The sequence below is a fragment of the Paraburkholderia sp. RL17-380-BIE-A genome (assembly GCF_046028085.1).
Classification (GTDB): Bacteria; Pseudomonadota; Gammaproteobacteria; order Burkholderiales; family Burkholderiaceae; genus Paraburkholderia.
On the sequence record NZ_JARESQ010000017.1, the window covers coordinates 34,321 to 51,740 of the forward strand.

Genomic DNA, 17,420 nt, shown 5'->3' on the forward strand with positions numbered 1-17,420 from the left:
CGATGGACGCCTCTCCATTTGTGGCATCGGTTAATTGGCCGGATACACGCGTAACCGGCCACATTTCCCCCTGCTCAGGACAACTGGCCACCCGCCGCGGCGGCAGGCACCTGCTCGCGCACCGAACTGCTGCGCTTTTCCGGGAACAGCGCGTTGCGCATCAGCAGGAACGGGTACTCGATGGCGCGCGTGGTCACGTAGCCGATCGTAATCGCAATCGCAAACTGCGCCGCAAGCGCGACAACCCAGATGAGGCTCGGCGCAAGACCCAACGCGGTCGCTTTGCGAATCAGCATGTCGCCGGGCGCGAGCGCGAGCGAATGCCACAAGTAAATACCATACGAATAAAGGCCGATCCACGCCACGCCGCGATACAGCCACGATTGACGCAGCGACCCGGAGTACTCCAGTACCAGCACGATCAGCGCGGCGAATCCGATCGCCTGGATCGTATAGCCGATGCTTTCATCCAGCGCGAGATTCTTCGTTGCGAAGGCGAGCCATGCGCAAAGCAGGACGACGCTGAAAATCAGCAGCCACTTACGCTTCGCGAGTTGATGGTAGACGCCGGGTTTCATCCAGTAGATCGCGGAAAGAATCACGCCGACCAGCAAACTGTCGATCCGGTATTGCGTGTACGCGAAAGCCGCCTCGAGGTTGCCGCCCGCCACGGCGAAGCAGCGCGCGGTGAGCACTATCGCGCAGATGCCGGTGAGCACGCTGACGATCGTCCAGGCGCCGAGACGCCAGCGCGCGAACAGAAGCAGAAGCGCGGGCAGCACCAGATAGAAGTGTTCTTCGACGGCAAGGCTCCACGTCTGCGTAATCGAGGTGCCCAGATAGTTCTGCAAGTGGGTCAGGTTCTGGATCAGGAAGGAATTCCACGGGTGGCGTCCGGCCAGCACATGAAAGACGATCAGTACGTAGTACGCGGGCCAGATGCGGAAAATCCGCCGGATGATAAAGCGCCGTGCGTCGACGTGCCCGGTCTCGGCGTACTGTCGAAGCAGCAGGCCACCCACCAGAAAACCGCTGAGCGTGAAGAACAGATTCACGCCTTCGCGGCCGAAATTCTTCAGCGGGTACTCAATAATCTGAATGAGGTAATTGCCGGTGTGAACAGCATGAAAGTGAAAGCCCATCACCATGATGATGGCGATGCCGCGCACGAAGTCCAACTCGACCGCCCGCCCGGCTGTTGTGGGTCCCGCCCCGCCGAATAATTTCATGTTGTTCCCCCTGTCGACCAAAGTTGGCGCTTTAGCGCTTTTAGCCCTACTCTGATCCCATGCAAGATGGTCGCTGTCGTCGTTCACGGGCGCGTGGCCCTTTTCGCATCTTCGGTGTCGGCAAGCGTGCGTGCGCGCCAACTTCAAGGCATTGGCCGACAAGATACGCAAGTTTGCGCGCGTCTTGCAGAGCATGCGCTTTCCGCCGACGCCAGAACCCAGGCAATGCTCGACGAATGCGGTCCAGCCAACTAACAGCGCGGGAGATTCCTTCAAAATAACCCGATGCGAGACCGTCCGCTATAGACCGACGGCGGATCGAAGGCGACGGGGAGGAATCAGTAATGCGCCATCAGTATGCAACGCCCTGGATATGGATTTTTCTGCTACCGCTTGCGTTCGACTACAAGGCGACCGACGCGAATACCGGCCACTTCGCGCAGTTCATCTTCGTCCTTCCGGCGATCGCCGCGGGCATTGCGCTCCTTCTCATCGCACCGCGCTTTCGCGAACGTTCGCGGCTACGCTCGGCCGTGACGTGGAGTGTGATGCTGTGCGTGTTCGGCAGCATCGTCGCGCAACTGGTTCAGGATAACGACACCGGCAACTACTTGCGCGTGCTGTTGCCATTCGTCCTCTTCATGCTGGGCTATCTCGTGGCATGTCGCCCGTGGAGCGAATTCCGCATCGCCCAGTTCGAAAAAGCCCTGTTCGTCGCCAACGTCATCAGCCTCGTGTTCACCCTGGTCTACGGCATGGCGACCGGCGGCGGTCTCGACGACGTGCGCTTCCGCATCCTTTCCGTGACCTTGCTCGGTTTGCAAGGCGTGTTGCTCCACGAATTTATCGTGGCGAAGCGTTTTTCCTTTTTCACCGTGTCGGTGTTCGCCCTGAGCGTTGTCATCGAGCTGCTCAGTGTGACCCGCAGCGCGATGATCGGAACCGTGCTGCTGTTCCTGATCGCCATGGCGCTCAGCGCGCCGTCTATCCGCCATATCTGGCGCGCGATGAGCCGCACGATCATTATCAGTGCCGTGCTCGCCGGCGCGGCCGGCGTTGCGGCGCTGAGTTTCCCCACCGTCGCCGAACACTGGACGCAGCGCATTTTCTTCTCCGAAGAGACCCGCTCCGGCAAGGATCCGACCACCGTCACGCGTCTCGCGGAAATGCGAGACCAGTACGATCAGGTGACGGCGGAACCGGAGACGTTGCTATTCGGCGAGGGCTACGGTCACTACTATCGCTACTCACCGGTCTATCTGCCTGACCTCGCCGGTCAGATCAGCGAGAAAGACTTCTACGCAATCAGCGAGTGGGCCGCGGGACACAATTTCTGGGTCTATCAGTTCTTCGCGGGCGGCCTGCTGTTCGGCCTCGCCATGCCGTTGGTCACGCTCGCGGCGCTGGCGATCTGCTTCTTTTCGTATCGCTACTGGCGCTCTGTCGTGCCCGACGCGCCGATGTTGCCGGTGCTCGGGCGCGCCATCATGCTGTTTGCCGCGTTGCCGGCCACGTCGATCGGCGGCAATCCGCTCGGCCCGCGTTTTTCCGGCCTGATATTCGGCGTCGCGCTCGGCTTGATGATCGCCACTCACGCGCGCTTGCAGCGCGCGCTGCCGGCTCGCGCGCGACGCTTGCACCGTCCGCCGTCTGTACGGGCGGAGGCAATGCCCGAACTGCCCGGCCGAATCCAACCCGGTATGGGCCGCGCCGACCTCCCGGCCACGCTCGGCATGTCGAGCACAGCCAATACCGGCACCGACTCCCGCCAGTACGGCGCGCTCATCCCGCACACGCCGCAGAGGCACCGCTCCAACCGACCCGGTATCATCCGATGAAAATCCTCCACCTGCTTGCAAGCGTCGACCCACGTGCCGGCGGTCCCGTTGAAGGCGTGCGCCGCAGCGGCGTGGCCATGCAGGAAGCCGGGCACGAGATCGAAGTGGCGACGTGTGATGCGCCCAGCGAGGCCTACCTCGCGGCTTTCCCGTTCCCGGTCCACGCCTTCGGCCCGACCCGCGGCCGCTACAGCTTCAGCGAGCGCCTCGCGCCCTGGCTTGCCGCCAACGCGAAGCGCTTCGACGCGGTGATCGTCCACGGCTTGTGGCAATACCACGGCTTCGCGGCCTGGAAAGTCCTGCACAACAGCGAGGTACCGTATTACGTATATGTACACGGCATGCTGGACCCGTGGTTCAAAGAGGCCTACCCGCTCAAGCATCTTAAGAAGTGGCTGTACTGGCCGTGGGCCGAGTATCGCGTGTTGCGCGATGCGCGCGCCGTCATCTTCACGACAGAAGAAGAACGCACGCGAGCGCGCCAATCGTTCTGGCTGTACCGGGCGCACGAACGCATCGTGCCGTTCGGCACGGCGGTGCCGCAACTCGAAGCCGCGCCGCTGCGCGAAGCATTCCTGCAGGCCATCCCCAGCTTGCGCGGCAAGCGCATCGTGCTGTTTCTCGGCCGCGTGCATGCGAAAAAAGGCTGCGATCTGCTGATCGACGCATTCGCGCGCATTGCCAGCCGCGATCAAACGCTGCACCTCGTCATTGCCGGCCCGGACGAAACCGGCTGGGCCACGACACTGCGCACTCAGGCGCAGGCGGCCGGTGTCGCGCATCGTGTGAGTCTGCCGGGGATGCTGCAAGGCGACCTGAAGTGGGGTGCTTTTCATGCGAGCGATGTGTTCATTTTGCCGTCGCATCAGGAGAATTTCGGCGTGGCGGTGGCGGAGGCGCTCGGCTGCGGCCTACCGGCGCTGATCTCCGACAAGGTCAATGTGTGGCGCGAGATCGAAGCGGACGGTGCGGGGCTGGTGGCCGCGGATACGGTCGACGGTACGGAAAAGAATCTCATACGCTGGCTCGAACTCGACGACACCGCTCGCGAGGCGATGCGCGCGCAGGCGGCTCGCACATTCAATGCGCGTTTCCGGGTCGAGACCATGGTCAGCGCACTGACCGCCCTGCTCGAATCCAAGGGCCGCCACGAAGACGTGCGTGACAACACGCTCACCACACTGCGCGAAGCAACCCAGCAAAGCCGCTGAACGCGCGGGGCCAGTCACGCGGCGCGCAGTACGCGCACGCGCCTGGCTCATGACATCGCGACACTACAGCGCACAAAGTCCCAACCTGAATTGAAAATGGCGCGCCTGGGGCGCGCCATTTTTCCCTCGTCTTCATTGCGCGTTCACTGCTCCTTCATCAAGGGCGTCAAGGTCGATGCCGCGATCGGCAACGTATCGACCTGAGACTGCGACTGAAGCGACATGCTGGCGCTGTTCGCGGCGTCGACGCGGCTCGTGCCGACGAGATCCGGCAAATCGAGTTGCCGCTTCAGATGACCGGCGAGGCGCAGCGACAGCGCGGCAATCGTGATGGTCGGAAAATTGGCGCCGACGGTCGGAAACACCGAGCTGCCGCCAATGTACAGATTGCTCATGCCATGCACCTTGCAATCGCGATCGACCACGCCCTCGCGCGGCGAATCGTGCATGCGCGTGGTGCCCATGTGGTGCCACGTGCCTTCGAGTTTCACCGGCCACGTCCGGCCTTCGAGCGGCTCGTCGAGCGTGACGTCCGCGACGTTTGCCATCTGCAATTCCTGCGCGAGCAACTGGAACGTCTTATCGAAAGTGCGCTGCACCTGTTCGCCGAGGCGCCACTCCACGCGCACGCGCGGCATGCCGAAATGGTCGCGCTTATCGGTCGACAACGTCACGCGGCTATCCGGATCGGGCACCGCTTCGACGATCGCCTGCAGCGTGACGTCCGTGATCAGCGCGGGCCATTGCAACAGCCGCGTCAAACCGAAGCCGACGGTATGCAGCGGGTGCGAAATCATCGTCTCGATGTCGCGCTTCAGGCTGCGACCCGGCTGGTCCTTGCCCATCAACGCTTCCTTGAAACGGATCAGCGCCTCGGAGCCCGCACTGCCTTCGCCGTACCATTTCGAGTAGAGCCAGACACGCGAATTCAGCAGTTTCTCGCGTTCCATCCACTCCTGCTTTGGCGCGAACTGGGACGAGATCTTCGTACCGTGCGCCGACACCGCCGCATTCTGATAGTGATACTTGATGTCGTATAGCTTGTTGCGCGCGACGCCCGGACGAAAGCGCACTTTGCCCGACATCATGCGCGGATGGTCCATGAAGTAGCGGCCGACCAGATCGTTGGCATTGCCGAGGCCGGCGGCCTGCACATTGTTTGACGCGAGCAGCAGGCGCGCGTTTTCGATGCCACCTGTAGCCAGCACGAAAATCCTCGCGGTCACCGAAATTCGGCGGCCGCTGATCGTGCCCACTTTCACCCTCGAAATCGTCGTGCCTTGTGCGTCGGCGTCGATATTGAGCACGTTTGCGTGGAGGAACACGCGCACCCTCGTGGAGTGCGACAGTTCCTCGCGATACGTCTTGCCAAAGCGCACCGGCGGGCTGAACTGCGCGACGGTGTCACGCATATCGCCGGTGGCGAGCGGCAGACGGCGCACATCCTGGCGCCCGATCTCGCGCTCCCAGTAAGCGGGGTCGAAATTCTGCGGACCGAGCTTCAGCAACTCATGCGTGCGCGCATAGTAGGGCGCGAGTTCGTCGAGACCGAACGGCCAGCCGCTGTGCGCAATCCAGTCGCGCTTTTCGAAGTCCCAGGGGTCGAGCGGGCGGCACCAGCCACCCCAGCAGTTGCTGCTGCCGCCAAAGTACCGGCTACGCGAGCCGTCCGCGAACGTGTAGGGAAGCCCGACGTTCTCGCCGCGATACAGGTCGCGGGTTGCGTCGTCAGGCCCGAAGCCACCGCTTTCGAGCACGCAGGCGTCGATACCCGCCCTGGACATTTCGAGCGCAAGCGTAATTCCGGCAACGCCTGCACCGATGATGCAGACCGTCGTTTCAACAACCGTGTTTTGTTCAACAGTACGCGTATCGATGAACATCCCCTACTCCCGATCTTCTTCACGCATTTCTTGAGCGCGTCACGGTTCGCCGGCCACGGCCGGCAACCATGCTACGCAAACGTCGCAACCGGGCTCTGCAGGCGTGCCGCCTCGGGTGCCGCTCACCCTATCGCGCGACAATCCCCTTGCGGCAGCCCACATTCCGGCACTGCGACCTCGGCCTCCTCAGCGTACGAACGCTGTGGTTCTATGTCTGTGGGTCAGGTCACGGAGTCGAACCGTTTCCTGATGAAGCGGCACGGATTTCCACCGTACACGCCCTCGGCGTCCAGCGACCGATGCACGACCGACAAAGGCGTCACGACCGCCGAACGGCCAATCGTCACGCCCATTTGCACCACGCATTTCGACGTGATCCAGACACCGTCCTCGATGATGATCGGCGCTACGTGCAGATCCATCGTGGTGCTCATGTCGTGAGAGCCGGCGGTGAGGAACGTGCCTTGAGAGATGCACACGTTCGAGCCGATGCGAATCAGCGTCTGGTTGTAGATCCAGACATCGACACCGAACCAGCAGTTGTCGCCCACCTCGAGATTCCACGGCGCCTTCACGCGCACCGGATGCACGAACCGGCAACCTGTACCGATCTTCGCGCCGAACAGCCGCAGCAAGGCGACGCGCGCACCGGAAAACGGCAGCAGTTTGTTGTTGATCACACAGGCTTCGAGCACGAACCAGATCAGTTCGATCAGCGCGCCACGCCGCGCCTGATAGTTTCCTTTGCCGGCCTGCGCCAGCTCGATGACGCGACCGTCTTCGCGCACAGCATCGGCCCGCGGCATGCGGCCGATATGGGGATCGTCGGCAATGTTACCCATCAGCTTTCTCCGAACCACGAACAGTGGTAAACATACGCAGGCATGCCAGGCAAATTCTTTACATTATGTTGCGGCGCCTTGCGGGACTTTTCACTGTGGCCGTGCCGGCAAGCGTTTTGGCGGCTACACGCGTACTGGTTGGCGCACGATAGCTTTATCCCGACCGCATCTCCTTGGGGAACAAGATGAACACCTCGCTTCGACATACCGCTACCTGGATGCTTCTCGCGATCGGATCGTGCGCGATGCCGGCTTTCGCGCAGAAGGCCGCACCCGAACCCGCTCCCGCCGCGACCGCGGTCAACGCCTACGGTGTCAATGCTCAGCTTCCCGCCAACCGGCGCGCCGCGCACCGCGACAGCGAGAAGGCGTTGCTCGGCTCGCCGAATCCCTACGGCACGGACAACATGCAAGGCAATACCGACGACGCCCAGCGCGCCGCGTTGCTCGATACGCAACGCATGACCGTGCTGGGTGGGGGGCAGGGTGCGCAACCGGCGGTCGGCAAGGGCCAGCGCAAGGCGCCCGCCGCGGCCAACGGCCAGGTGCGTGTAGCGGGCCAGCCGGGTCGTCCGAATCCGGCTGCCAACGCGCTGGCGGCGGACGGCACCGCGAAAACCACCTATGCCGATCCCTACACGTCGGGCAAACGCGGCGTCTACCGTTCTCCGTGGTGAAATCAGCTTCATGATGAGGCCGCGGTCCGGATCAATCCGGCGCGGCTTCCTCCGCCGTCGCCGGCTTGTGCCGCCGCCGGCCGGATCCACCTGAAGCGCGCGGGCCGACTGGGGATGCCGCGCCTTTCGATTGTTTTCCTCCCGACTTACGCAACAGCACCGCGAGCCGTTCTTCGAAGGTGCGAATCGTCGACTCCGGCGAGAGCGCGCGCTCCGCATAATTGCGCGCGGCTTTGCCGAGCGCAGTGCGTCGTTCCGCGTCGCTGGCGAGCACCGTGATCGCCGCGGCCAGCGCCTTCACGTCGTCTGGCGGCACGACCACGCCGCGTGGCGCCACGGCTTCGTAGAGCGCCGTGCCACGGCGCGCCATCGCAATGGTCGCGCGCCCGCTTGCGAACATCCCGGTGAGCTTGGAGGGCATGACGAGATCCGCCGCGTCGCCGCGTTGCGGAAGCACGTGTATATCGGCAAGATTGAGCAGTTCGTTCAGGCGTTCGACCGGTTGTAGCGGCAGGAACACGCAATTCGTCAATCCCGAGCAGCGTTCCAGCAGATTCTCTTTGGCGGCGCCGCTGCCGCAGAACACGAAGGTGAGGTCCTTGCGCGCGGCGAGCGCGACCGCCGCATCGGCGAGCGTTTCGATGCCCTGCTTCGCGCCCATGTTGCCGGAGTACAGAATCACTTTCTGTTCGGCAGGAATTCCGAGGAGACGCCGGAATTCGCTCGGCCGCCCAAGCGGGAAGATGCTCGACACGTCGACCCAGTTTGGCAGGCACACCACCTTCGATGCGTCGACGCCCTTAGCCGTCGCGCGGGCGCTCATCTGCCGCGTGATCGACGACACCGCATCGAAGCGCCGAAGCAACGCGCTTTCGATCCAGCGTGCCGTGCGAGCCGCGCGTGGGCTTTTCAGCAGGCCCAGATCGAAAGCCGCATCGACCTCGTAGTCCTGAATATGCAGCCACGCGCTTGCGCGCGTGAGACGCGCGAGCATGAGCGAGCCCGGCGCGCACATCAAGGTCGGAGCGATCAGCATCACCGCATGGGGACGCCAGAGCACGTGCCGTGCGAGCAGCGGCAACGAGGTCGCCGCGAATGTCGCCAGATGCAGCATGCGCTTCAGGCCGCTCGGCCGCGACGGCACCCACAGCGGCGCGCGCCAGATGGCCACGCCGTCGCGCGTCTCGTGCTGATACCGCCACGACGCGTAGCCCTCTCCGACACGCCACTCCGGATAGTACGGCGGCGCGCACACCACCTGCACTTCATGTCCGCGGTTGGCCAGCAGCACGGCCATTTCCGCCGTGTACTTACCCACCCCCGTCAGTTCAGGCGCATAGTTGATGCCGTAGATCAGTATCTTCATCGTGACTGCCAGTGCGAGTGAGGGCGTCGTGCGCGCGACGTGGCTGGGCGTTAGCGACTCAGTCGCTCAACATCAACGCACAGCCCCGGGCGATATTGGCAGCCGCGGAAGGCGGGTCGAAACGGCGAATCACATCCATGCACCGGCGCGCGGTGCCGCCCGCATCGGCGAACGCTTCCATTGCCTTGAGCATGGTGCGCTGCAGCCCGGCGACATCGCCCGCGGTAAACGCGTAGCCGCTCACCCCGTCGATCACCAGTTCCGGCACGCAGCCACAACTCTCGCTGACCACCGCCGGGCAACCATGCGCGAGCGCTTCGTTGACCACCAGTCCCCACGGTTCGCTGTAGCTCGGCAGCACCATGCAGGTCGCGCCGTAATACTCCTGCGTAAGCGGCTCGTCCTGCAGACTGCCGACGAATGTCACCGCGTCGCCGAGTTCGAGCTCGGCCACCTTCGCATGCAAGGCTTCACGCATTGGGCCCGTGCCGACAATGCGCAGCTTCGCCGCCGGAACACGCCGCCGCAATCCGGCGAGCGCCTCGATCAGCGTGCCGATGCCTTTCTCTTCGGACAGACGCCCCACGAACAGAAACACCGGCTGATTGCCCGCGCGAGCGGCAACCCGCTCGACCAGCGCACGCTCCGGCGAAAACGAACCCGGCAACGCCGCCGCCTGACACGGCACGAAAATCTTCTCGCGCTTCGCACCGAGGGAAAGCAGATACTCGCGGCTGCGCTCGCCAAACCCGAAATAGCCGTCGCACAGCGAGAAAAACACGCGCTTGGGAATCGACGTCAGCAGCTTCTTGGGCCGGTCGCGCGCGGTCGAATCGCAGAACACCGCGCGCCGTTTGCCGGTCACGATGCAGGCCGCGAGCATGGCCCAATATTCCGGGCGGTGATAGCCCGGCAGCACGATCAGGTCCGACTTGGTGCGCAAGACTTCCCACGTGAGGCGCGCGATCAGCTTCATGGTCGGCACGTCTTCGTAGCAGCCGTCGAACAGCTTCTGCATCGGATAGCGGTGAAACGAATAATCGACGTCGGAAAACCCGACGCGGTCATGCTCCGTATCGGCGATCTGCACCATTGAATAGCGAATCGCGCCTGAAGCCGAAATGTTATGCAACGCGGAAAACACGACACCCTTGTGGCGCGACCACACGACGTTGTGAAAGATCGTGACTGACGCTGTCATTTTTATGCCACTCCTCGAAGATTCGTCCTGCGTGCATGGCGCGTTCCGCGCTCGCACAGCGTCCCCAGCTAGTCATTTCAAAGCCGCGCTGAAGCGGCAACCCGTGCGGCTATACCTCGACGGCGGCAGCGGGTGTCGAACCGGCATGGGATTCAACGAAGTCCCGGTACGTGGATGCGATCCCGTCCTCCAGACCGATCGTTGCGCGCCAGCCCATTTGCGCGAGGCGCGAGACGTCGAGCAGCTTGCGCGGCGTGCCGTCGGGTTTCGAGGCGTCGAACACGAGTTCACCGTCGAAGCCCGCCACCTTGCAGATGCATTCGGCCAGCTCGCGAATCGACAGGTCTTCACCCACGCCGACATTGAACAGGCCTTCCGTCACGTTGTGCTCGAGCACGAACAACGTGGCCGCGGCCAGATCGTCGACGTGCAGGAATTCGCGGCGCGGCGTGCCCGAACCCCACACCGACAGCGTGGCGTCGCCGTTCACCTTCGCTTCATGAGCCTTGCGCAGAAGCGCCGGCAACACGTGGCTGCTATTCAGATCGTAGTTGTCGTTCGGGCCGTACAGATTGGTCGGCATCAACGCCACGTACTGGGTGTTGTACTCACGGTTGTAGGCTTCGCACAACTTGACGCCGGCGATCTTCGCGATCGCATAGGCGTCGTTGGTCGGTTCGAGCGGCGAAGTCAGGAGATACTCCTCGCGGATAGGCTGCGGACACTGCTTCGGATAGATGCACGACGAACCGAAGAACACCAGCCGCTCGACCTTGGCCCGGTACGCCGCGTGAATCACGTTGGTTTCGATCACCAGGTTTTCATAGATGAACTCACCCGGGCGCGTCGCGTTCGCGAGAATGCCGCCCACGCGCGCGGCCGCGAGCAGCACCACGTCGATCTGTTCGCTTTCGAAGAAGCGATTCACGGCCGCCTGATCCGTGAGGTCGAGCTGCTGCCGCGAGCGGGTGATCACATTCGGATACCCCTCGGCGGCAAGACGCCTGACCAGCGCGGAGCCGACCATGCCACGGTGGCCCGCGACGAAAATGCGTGCTTGTTTGTTCATCGCAAGTTACTCGTGATGTTCCAGCGCCGTGAATCCGGCCAGCGTGACGAGCGCGTCACGTCGTGCAATCTGATAGTCCGCGCGCACCATTTCCTTGACGAGCGAGGCGAACGACGTGGTCGGCTGCCAGCCGAGCTTCGCATGCGCCTTCGACGGATCGCCGAGCAGCGTCTCGACTTCGGCGGGCCGGAAGTAGCGCGGATCGACGCGCACGATCACGTCGCCCGGCGACATCTTGATCTCGCGCCCTTCCACTTTCTCGACGATGCCGATTTCATCCACGCCGGTGCCTTCGAAGCGCACGGTGACGCCAAGCTCGGCGGCCGCGTGCTGCACGAACTGACGCACGCTGTACTGCACGCCCGTGGCGATGACGTAGTCCTCCGGCCGCTCCTGCTGGAGCATGCGCCATTGCATCTCGACGTAATCGCGGGCATGACCCCAGTCGCGCAGTGCCGACAGATTGCCGAGATACAGCGTCTTCTGCATGCCCACCGCGATACGCGCGACGGCGCGCGTAATCTTGCGCGTGACGAACGTCTCGCCGCGCACCGGCGATTCGTGATTGAACAGAATCCCGTTACAGGCATAGAGGCCGTAAGCCTCGCGATAATTGACCGTGGTCCAGTACGCGAACAGCTTGGCCACCGCATACGGGCTGCGCGGATAGAACGGTGTGGTCTCCGACTGCGGCACCTGCTGCACGAGGCCGTACAGCTCCGAAGTGGAAGCCTGGTAGAAGCGCGTCTTTTCTTGCAGCCCGAGAATCCGGATCGCTTCGAGAATCCGCAGCGCACCAAGGCCGTCCGCGTTAGCGGTGTATTCCGGCTCCTCGAACGACACCGCAACGTGGCTCTGCGCGGCGAGGTTGTAGATCTCGTCGGGCTCGACACGCTGAATCACGCGCAGAAGGCTGGTCGAGTCGGTCAAATCCGCGTGGTGGAGAAAGAGTCGCTGGTCCGGATCGTGGGGATCGCGGTACAGGTGATCGATCCGGTCTGTATTGAACAGGGATGACCTGCGTTTGATGCCGTGTACGTCGTAATCCTTGGCGAGCAACAACTCCGCCAGATACGATCCGTCCTGTCCTGTGATGCCGGTGATCAGCGCGACCTTACGTTTCATGGAGCATTCTCCTCGTTAACCTGTGCAATCCCAGTGCCATAGCCCGGTGCCATTAGCCTCGTGAACTTCGTCGAACCGCCGGCCGTCGGCCGCCGTCTCAACCGGCGATGCTGTCGTACCCGTAATAACCGCCCTGATAACCCGAGCCGAGGAACGCCCCTTCCTGCGGCACGTCGGTCAGCAGCACGCCTTTGAGCGGCACGCCGCCGTTGCGCAGCCGCTTGGCCGTCTCCATGACCTCGTTGAGCGGGTGACGGCCGTGGCGCACCACCAGCAGCGTCGTGCCCGCGTACTTGCCGATCAACGTCGAGTCGGTCACCGCGAGAACCGGTGGCGTATCCACGATCACGAGGTCGTAGTGCGACTTCAGTTCTTCGAGCATCGTTTCGAAGCGCTTGCTCATCAGCAGTTCGGCAGGATGCGAGGGCAGCGTGCCCTTGGCGAGCACGTCGAGACCCGGCAGCACGTCGCGCTGGATCATCGCGCTCAGGTCGCCGCCGCTCAGCACGTCGGACAGACCCGGCTGGTGCGCGACACCGAAATGCGAGTGCACGTCGCCGCGCCGCATATCGCCGTCGATGATCAGCACGCGCTTGTTCGCCGAGGCCACCAGCGCCGCCAGGTTCACCGAGAGGAACGACTTGCCGGAATCGGGCCGCGAGCCGGTGATCATCACCACGTTGTTCTCGGCGTGATCGAGCGAGAGTTGCAGCGAGGTGCGCAGATTGCGCACGCCTTCCACGGCGATGTCTTCCGGCGCCTGCTGCGCGAGCACATGCAGCCCGCGACGGCGCAGCATGACGTTCTCCTGCAGCTTCAACTGGGTCTGGCTGCGCGGCACCACCGCGAACACCGGCACGCCGAGCATGCCTTCGAGTTCGTCCGGCCGCTCCACGCCGCCGTACATGGCGCGCTTGAAGAAGGTCAGCAGAATGCCGAGCACGAGGCCGCCGCCGAGCGCGATCAGGATCGCGATCACGCGCTTCGGACGCACGGGTTCGTCAGGTGCTTCGGCGAAGTCGACCACGCGCACGTTGCCCACCTGGCCCGCCTTCGCGACGCGCAGTTGCTGCGCGCTGTTCAGCAGATTGGTGTACAGCTCCGTGTCGACGTGCACGTCACGCAGCAGACGCAAAGCGGTCTGCTCCGTATCCGGCATCACCGCCACGCTGCGGTTCATGTTCGCCGCGGCGCCTTGCAACGCGGCGATCTGCGCGTCGAGCGCGGCCACCGCCGGGTGATTCGCCGTGAAGCGTTGCGACATCTCCGCGCGTTGCTGCTGCAGATCCATCAGCTTGGTCTTGTTATCGACGATCTGTTGCAGCAACAGGCGGCTTTCTTCACCCAGGTCGACCGTGCCGTGCGTATTGCGGAACTTGTTGTAGCGTTGCTCGGCGTCGTCGAGTTCCTTGCGCAAGCCCGGCAGTTGCTGATCGAGGAAGGCGAGCATGTGCTCGGCTTCGGTCGAACGGCTCTCCACATCCTGACGCACGAATTCGCGCGCCATGCTGTTGACGATCGCCGCGGTCAAGCCGCTGTCGCCGCCTTCCAGGCTCGCGCGGATCACGCCGGACTGCAACGTGGTTTCCTGCACCACGAGCGCCTTTTGCAGGCGGTCCACCGTGCTCAGCGTCGAGGCGCGCTGCAGTTCGAAACGCGAGCCGGCGGGGCCGACCAGCTTGTCGACGCGCAGTGTGATCGGGCCGTCGGCGGTATCCGTTTCCACGGTCTCGCCCACTTTGCCCGACAGAATCGCGATACCGTTCTTGTCGCGCAGCACATAAGAACCGTCGGCGCCGGAAACCAGCGTGAAGGTCGTGTCGTACATTTCCTTCGACGTGTCGAACTGCGACACCGAAATGCTCTCGTCACCCCAGGCATAGCCGGACAGGTTGATGAACTGCGGCAACTTGAAGCCCCATTGCCCGTTCACCAACCCCGCAATCATTCCGCCGATGATCGGGAAATAACGCGGCCCAGCCGTGATATCCAGGTGCAGTTTCTTGACGGTTTCTTCCGTGACGAGACGCGACTTCAGCAACTCGATCTCAGCCGCCGTCGAAGGCTTGGTGTCGAACATGCCGGTAAGCGGCGGCAAGGAATCCTTGCCGTTCGCGTTGGCATTGGCCGTCTTGTCCTCGACGTGGAACAGGACATCCGCGCGGTAAGTCGGCGGCGCGAGGAAAGCGTACGCGCACCCCAGCGCGAGCGCGATCAGCGTCACCATCACGATCGTGCGCCAACCTCGCACGATCGTACGCAGATAGTCCGACAGATGAAGCTCGTCCGGTCCGGACACGTCGGTGTAGCGGTTTTCGAAGTTGATTGCCATTTTCTTCACCCAACAAAGCCCGGCGGTTCAAGATCACGTTGCACGGTTGTTATTTCGCGAGGACCACACCCGTTACAGCCGCATTGATCGCCGGCAGCAGCAGGTTCAACACACGGTTGAAGCGGACCAGACCGCCTTGACCGACGTACACCACGTCCTTCGGCTGCAGCTCGAACTGGTTGGCTAGCACCATCGACACCGGCGAGGTCGCATCGAGGTGGTACACCTCGGGCTTGTCGCTGGTCGAATTGCGGATCACGAACAGTTGCCGGGCCGCGGCCGTGTTTGAGTCGAAGCTGCCGCTGTCGGAAATCGCCTGCGAAAGCGTCAACGAACCGTTGCGCATCGGCAGGATGGTCGCCGGCTTGTTGACCTCGCCCATCACGTAGACGCCGCTGTCTTCACGCGAAGCCACACGCAGCACGTCGCCCGGTTGCAGATAGATATCCGACGGATTGCGGCCACGCTTGATCAGATCGTCCAGGTTGAGCTGATACGGCACGCCGTTGCGGAGCAACACCACGCGGCTGCGATCCGCATTCGCGCTAAGACCGCCGCTCAAGCTGATCGCGGTCGTGAGCGACATCGGAATGTCGTTGACCGATTGGGCGCCCGGCGTGCGCACTTCACCGTCGACATAGACCTGCGCCGCGCGGAACGAGGCCACGCGCACCGTCACTTCCGGCTTCTGATACACCTTGCTCAGACGGCGCGACAGGTCCTTCTGGATCGAGGCGACGTCTTTGCCGGCCACGTGCACGGTGCCTGCATACGGAAACTGCACATCGCCGTTTTCGTCGATCAGGAAGCCAGGTGCGGCATCCGTCGCCTTCGGGTTCTGTGCCGGCTGGCCGAGCGCGGCAGCGAGTTCCGGGTGATCCCACACGACAATCTGCAGCACGTCGCCGGGGCCGACCTTATAAACGGTCGGCTTGCCGAACAGTGCGACCATTTGCGGCGAGAGCGGCGCGGTGCTCTGCGCCTGGCTCATCTTGCGCAGCATCGTGAGGTTGATGTCGGTGATTGGGATCTGTTGCTGCGTGTTCGCTTCGGTACTGAAATCACCACCCGTGTCCTGAATTGCGGCAGGCGTGATCATCCGCTGGCCCGGTGCGATCCCGCATCCGGAAAGCAGTGCTGCAGTAGCGAAAACCAGGAGACTTCCCGTGCGTAAACCAAGCGAGCTCATGATGTTTCCTCCGTGCGCCACGGCGTGTTCCTCGAGAGAGGTAGCGTCTGGCGTTTTGTTAACCACTTAGTAAGCGTTTCGATGCACCAGTCCGGCGACTATCGTCGCGCCGATAATCCGCATGTCGAGTGCGAACGACCAATGTCCCAGGTAATACAAGTCATGTTCCACCCGACGTTCCATCTTCTCGATGCGGTCGGTCTCGCCACGAAAGCCGTTGATCTGTGCCCACCCCGTGATCCCCGGTTTAATCCGGTAGCGATTGATATAGCCCGCGACCACTTTCTGATAGAGGTCGTCGTGCTCGAGTGCATGGGGACGCGGTCCAACGACCGACATGTCGCCAAGCAACACGTTGAAGAATTGCGGCAGTTCGTCGAGGCTCGTGCGGCGCAGGAACGCGCCCACTTTGGTGACGCGCGGATCGTTGCGCGTGGCCTGGCTGACGGTGCCTTTTTGCTCGGTATGCAGACGCATCGAGCGGAATTTGTAGATCGTGAATACCTGGCCGTCCGCGCCTTTGCGTTTCTGTTTGAACAGGATCGGACCGCGCGAGGACAGCTTCACCGCGATCGCAATCGCGAACATGACGGGTGCGAGGGCGATCAGCGCCGTCAACGCGAACAGGCGGTCGAAGATCTCTTTCTTCAGCATGGAACTCGCCGACAGCGGCGAAGCCACCAGGTTGATCGCCGGCACGCCGAGCAGATCGATCACGCCGCTGCCCTCGAAGAGCGCGAGGCTGCGCACGTCCGGCATGAAGCGGATGTTCACCAGATCGTCGCGGAATTCACTGACCAGCGAGCAGATCAGCGGCTCCTCGCTGAGCGAGAGCATGAGCCACAGTTCGTGTACGTCGTTGGTGCGCATATAGCCGGCCAGCGCATCGACCGTGTCAAACACCGGCACGCCTGGACTCGTGACCGGAGAAACATCCGGGCGCGCGTTGAATACCGCCGTGGCGCGAAAACCGGTGGTCGGCGCGGCGCCGATCCGGCGAATGATGGCGTCGCACTGCGAGCCGCTGCCGACAATGGCGACCTGATGCAGATTCAGGCCGGCGCTGCGTGCGCGCGCCAGCACGGCATGCGTCATCAGCCGGTACGCGATTAGCAGGCCACCGGTCACTGCCGTCCAGTACGAGAACCACAGACGCGACACGAAGTCGATACGATGCAGCGAATACATCAGCACGAGTGCGCTGCCCTGCACCATCAGCCATGCGAGCGAGACCTGGCCGGCCAGCGCCAGCTTGGAGCGGCCGCGCCATGATTCGTAGACGCCGAACGCCGGAAAGATGGCCAGCGCGAAGGCGGCGGAAAACATCACGAGCGCCCAATAGAACCCGGATTGAGCGAGGTAATCAAAACGGATCTGCGACGCCACCGCCGCACCCGCCAACACCAATGCAACATCAAAAACTCGCGCGAGCAAATCCTGAAACTTGCGCATTTTGGT

13 protein-coding genes are annotated in these 17,420 nt (G+C 63.0%); 3 read left to right on the top strand and 10 right to left on the bottom strand.

Annotated features, from left to right (window positions below):
- Positions 1 to 74 precede the first annotated feature (74 nt).
- Positions 75 to 1,229, bottom strand: a complete 1,155-nt coding sequence (locus P0D68_RS26000) for an acyltransferase family protein (RefSeq protein WP_408300956.1) — start codon at positions 1,227 to 1,229, stop codon at positions 75 to 77.
- Positions 1,230 to 1,573: 344 nt separating this feature from the next.
- Here P0D68_RS26000 and P0D68_RS26005 point away from each other — a divergent pair, with 344 nt between their 5' ends.
- Positions 1,574 to 3,067: a hypothetical protein gene (locus P0D68_RS26005; RefSeq protein ID WP_408300958.1), complete on the top strand. Its 1,494-nt coding sequence runs from the start codon at positions 1,574 to 1,576 to the stop codon at positions 3,065 to 3,067.
- Positions 3,064 to 4,278, top strand: coding sequence for a glycosyltransferase (locus P0D68_RS26010; RefSeq protein ID WP_408185931.1), 1,215 nt, complete (start codon positions 3,064 to 3,066; stop codon positions 4,276 to 4,278). Before P0D68_RS26005 ends, P0D68_RS26010 begins: the two co-directional genes overlap by 4 nt.
- 143 nt (positions 4,279 to 4,421) lie before the next feature.
- Here the strand turns inward: P0D68_RS26010 and P0D68_RS26015 are convergent, their stop codons facing one another.
- Both P0D68_RS26015 and P0D68_RS26020 read right to left on the bottom strand, forming a co-directional pair.
- The gene (locus P0D68_RS26015) at positions 4,422 to 6,161 is read right to left on the bottom strand and encodes an FAD-dependent oxidoreductase (protein ID WP_091796595.1); all 1,740 of its coding nucleotides are present in this window, start codon (positions 6,159 to 6,161) and stop codon (positions 4,422 to 4,424) included.
- A 221-nt stretch (positions 6,162 to 6,382) separates the two neighbouring features.
- A complete protein-coding gene (locus P0D68_RS26020; protein WP_408300960.1) occupies positions 6,383 to 7,003 on the bottom strand; it encodes a DapH/DapD/GlmU-related protein in 621 nt (206 codons plus the stop codon).
- 185 nt (positions 7,004 to 7,188) lie between these two features.
- On the opposite strand from P0D68_RS26020, the gene P0D68_RS26025 reads away from it, so the two are divergent.
- On the top strand, positions 7,189 to 7,680 hold the full coding sequence (locus P0D68_RS26025; protein WP_408300962.1) for a hypothetical protein: 492 nt from the start codon (positions 7,189 to 7,191) through the stop codon (positions 7,678 to 7,680).
- Between the two features lie 31 nt (positions 7,681 to 7,711).
- Here P0D68_RS26025 and P0D68_RS26030 read toward each other — a convergent pair whose 3' ends face one another.
- From P0D68_RS26030 to P0D68_RS26060, 7 genes are all read right to left on the bottom strand, one after another.
- Positions 7,712 to 9,046 carry a glycosyltransferase WbuB gene (locus tag P0D68_RS26030; RefSeq protein WP_408300964.1) on the bottom strand — a complete coding sequence of 445 codons (1,335 nt, stop codon included), beginning with the start codon at positions 9,044 to 9,046 and terminating at the stop codon, positions 7,712 to 7,714.
- A gap of 58 nt (positions 9,047 to 9,104) precedes the next feature.
- Entirely contained in the window at positions 9,105 to 10,247 is a 1,143-nt protein-coding gene (locus P0D68_RS26035) for a glycosyltransferase family 4 protein (RefSeq protein ID WP_091796599.1), read from the bottom strand.
- 109 nt (positions 10,248 to 10,356) lie between these two features.
- Complete coding sequence (locus P0D68_RS26040) at positions 10,357 to 11,316, bottom strand: GDP-L-fucose synthase family protein (protein ID WP_408300966.1); 960 nt, start codon at positions 11,314 to 11,316, stop codon at positions 10,357 to 10,359.
- Positions 11,317 to 11,322: 6 nt separating this feature from the next.
- A complete protein-coding gene (gene gmd, locus P0D68_RS26045; protein WP_091796601.1) occupies positions 11,323 to 12,441 on the bottom strand; it encodes a GDP-mannose 4,6-dehydratase in 1,119 nt (372 codons plus the stop codon).
- A gap of 97 nt (positions 12,442 to 12,538) precedes the next feature.
- On the bottom strand, positions 12,539 to 14,773 hold the full coding sequence (locus tag P0D68_RS26050; RefSeq protein ID WP_091796602.1) for a polysaccharide biosynthesis tyrosine autokinase: 2,235 nt from the start codon (positions 14,771 to 14,773) through the stop codon (positions 12,539 to 12,541).
- 49 nt (positions 14,774 to 14,822) lie between these two features.
- A complete protein-coding gene (locus P0D68_RS26055) occupies positions 14,823 to 15,962 on the bottom strand; it encodes a polysaccharide biosynthesis/export family protein (RefSeq protein ID WP_408185936.1) in 1,140 nt (379 codons plus the stop codon).
- A 66-nt stretch (positions 15,963 to 16,028) separates the two neighbouring features.
- On the bottom strand, positions 16,029 to 17,414 hold the full coding sequence (locus P0D68_RS26060) for an undecaprenyl-phosphate glucose phosphotransferase (RefSeq protein ID WP_408300969.1): 1,386 nt from the start codon (positions 17,412 to 17,414) through the stop codon (positions 16,029 to 16,031).
- Positions 17,415 to 17,420 lie beyond the last annotated feature (6 nt).

What these genes read in the sequence shown, in the direction of transcription:
- P0D68_RS26060 (WP_408300969.1), bottom strand. Translation starts at nt 17,414, where the DNA reads ATGCGCAAGTTTCAGGATTTGCTCGCGCGAGTTTTTGATGTTGCATTG.
- P0D68_RS26010 (WP_408185931.1), top strand. Translation starts at nt 3,064, where the DNA reads ATGAAAATCCTCCACCTGCTTGCAAGCGTCGACCCACGTGCCGGCGGT.
- P0D68_RS26030 (WP_408300964.1), bottom strand. Translation starts at nt 9,046, where the DNA reads ATGAAGATACTGATCTACGGCATCAACTATGCGCCTGAACTGACGGGG.
- P0D68_RS26040 (WP_408300966.1), bottom strand. Translation starts at nt 11,316, where the DNA reads ATGAACAAACAAGCACGCATTTTCGTCGCGGGCCACCGTGGCATGGTC.
- P0D68_RS26035 (WP_091796599.1), bottom strand. Translation starts at nt 10,247, where the DNA reads ATGACAGCGTCAGTCACGATCTTTCACAACGTCGTGTGGTCGCGCCAC.
- P0D68_RS26050 (WP_091796602.1), bottom strand. Translation starts at nt 14,773, where the DNA reads ATGGCAATCAACTTCGAAAACCGCTACACCGACGTGTCCGGACCGGAC.
- gmd (WP_091796601.1), bottom strand. Translation starts at nt 12,441, where the DNA reads ATGAAACGTAAGGTCGCGCTGATCACCGGCATCACAGGACAGGACGGA.
- P0D68_RS26015 (WP_091796595.1), bottom strand. Translation starts at nt 6,161, where the DNA reads ATGTTCATCGATACGCGTACTGTTGAACAAAACACGGTTGTTGAAACG.
- P0D68_RS26055 (WP_408185936.1), bottom strand. Translation starts at nt 15,962, where the DNA reads ATGAGCTCGCTTGGTTTACGCACGGGAAGTCTCCTGGTTTTCGCTACT.
- P0D68_RS26020 (WP_408300960.1), bottom strand. Translation starts at nt 7,003, where the DNA reads ATGGGTAACATTGCCGACGATCCCCATATCGGCCGCATGCCGCGGGCC.
- P0D68_RS26025 (WP_408300962.1), top strand. Translation starts at nt 7,189, where the DNA reads ATGAACACCTCGCTTCGACATACCGCTACCTGGATGCTTCTCGCGATC.
- P0D68_RS26000 (WP_408300956.1), bottom strand. Translation starts at nt 1,229, where the DNA reads ATGAAATTATTCGGCGGGGCGGGACCCACAACAGCCGGGCGGGCGGTC.
- P0D68_RS26005 (WP_408300958.1), top strand. Translation starts at nt 1,574, where the DNA reads ATGCGCCATCAGTATGCAACGCCCTGGATATGGATTTTTCTGCTACCG.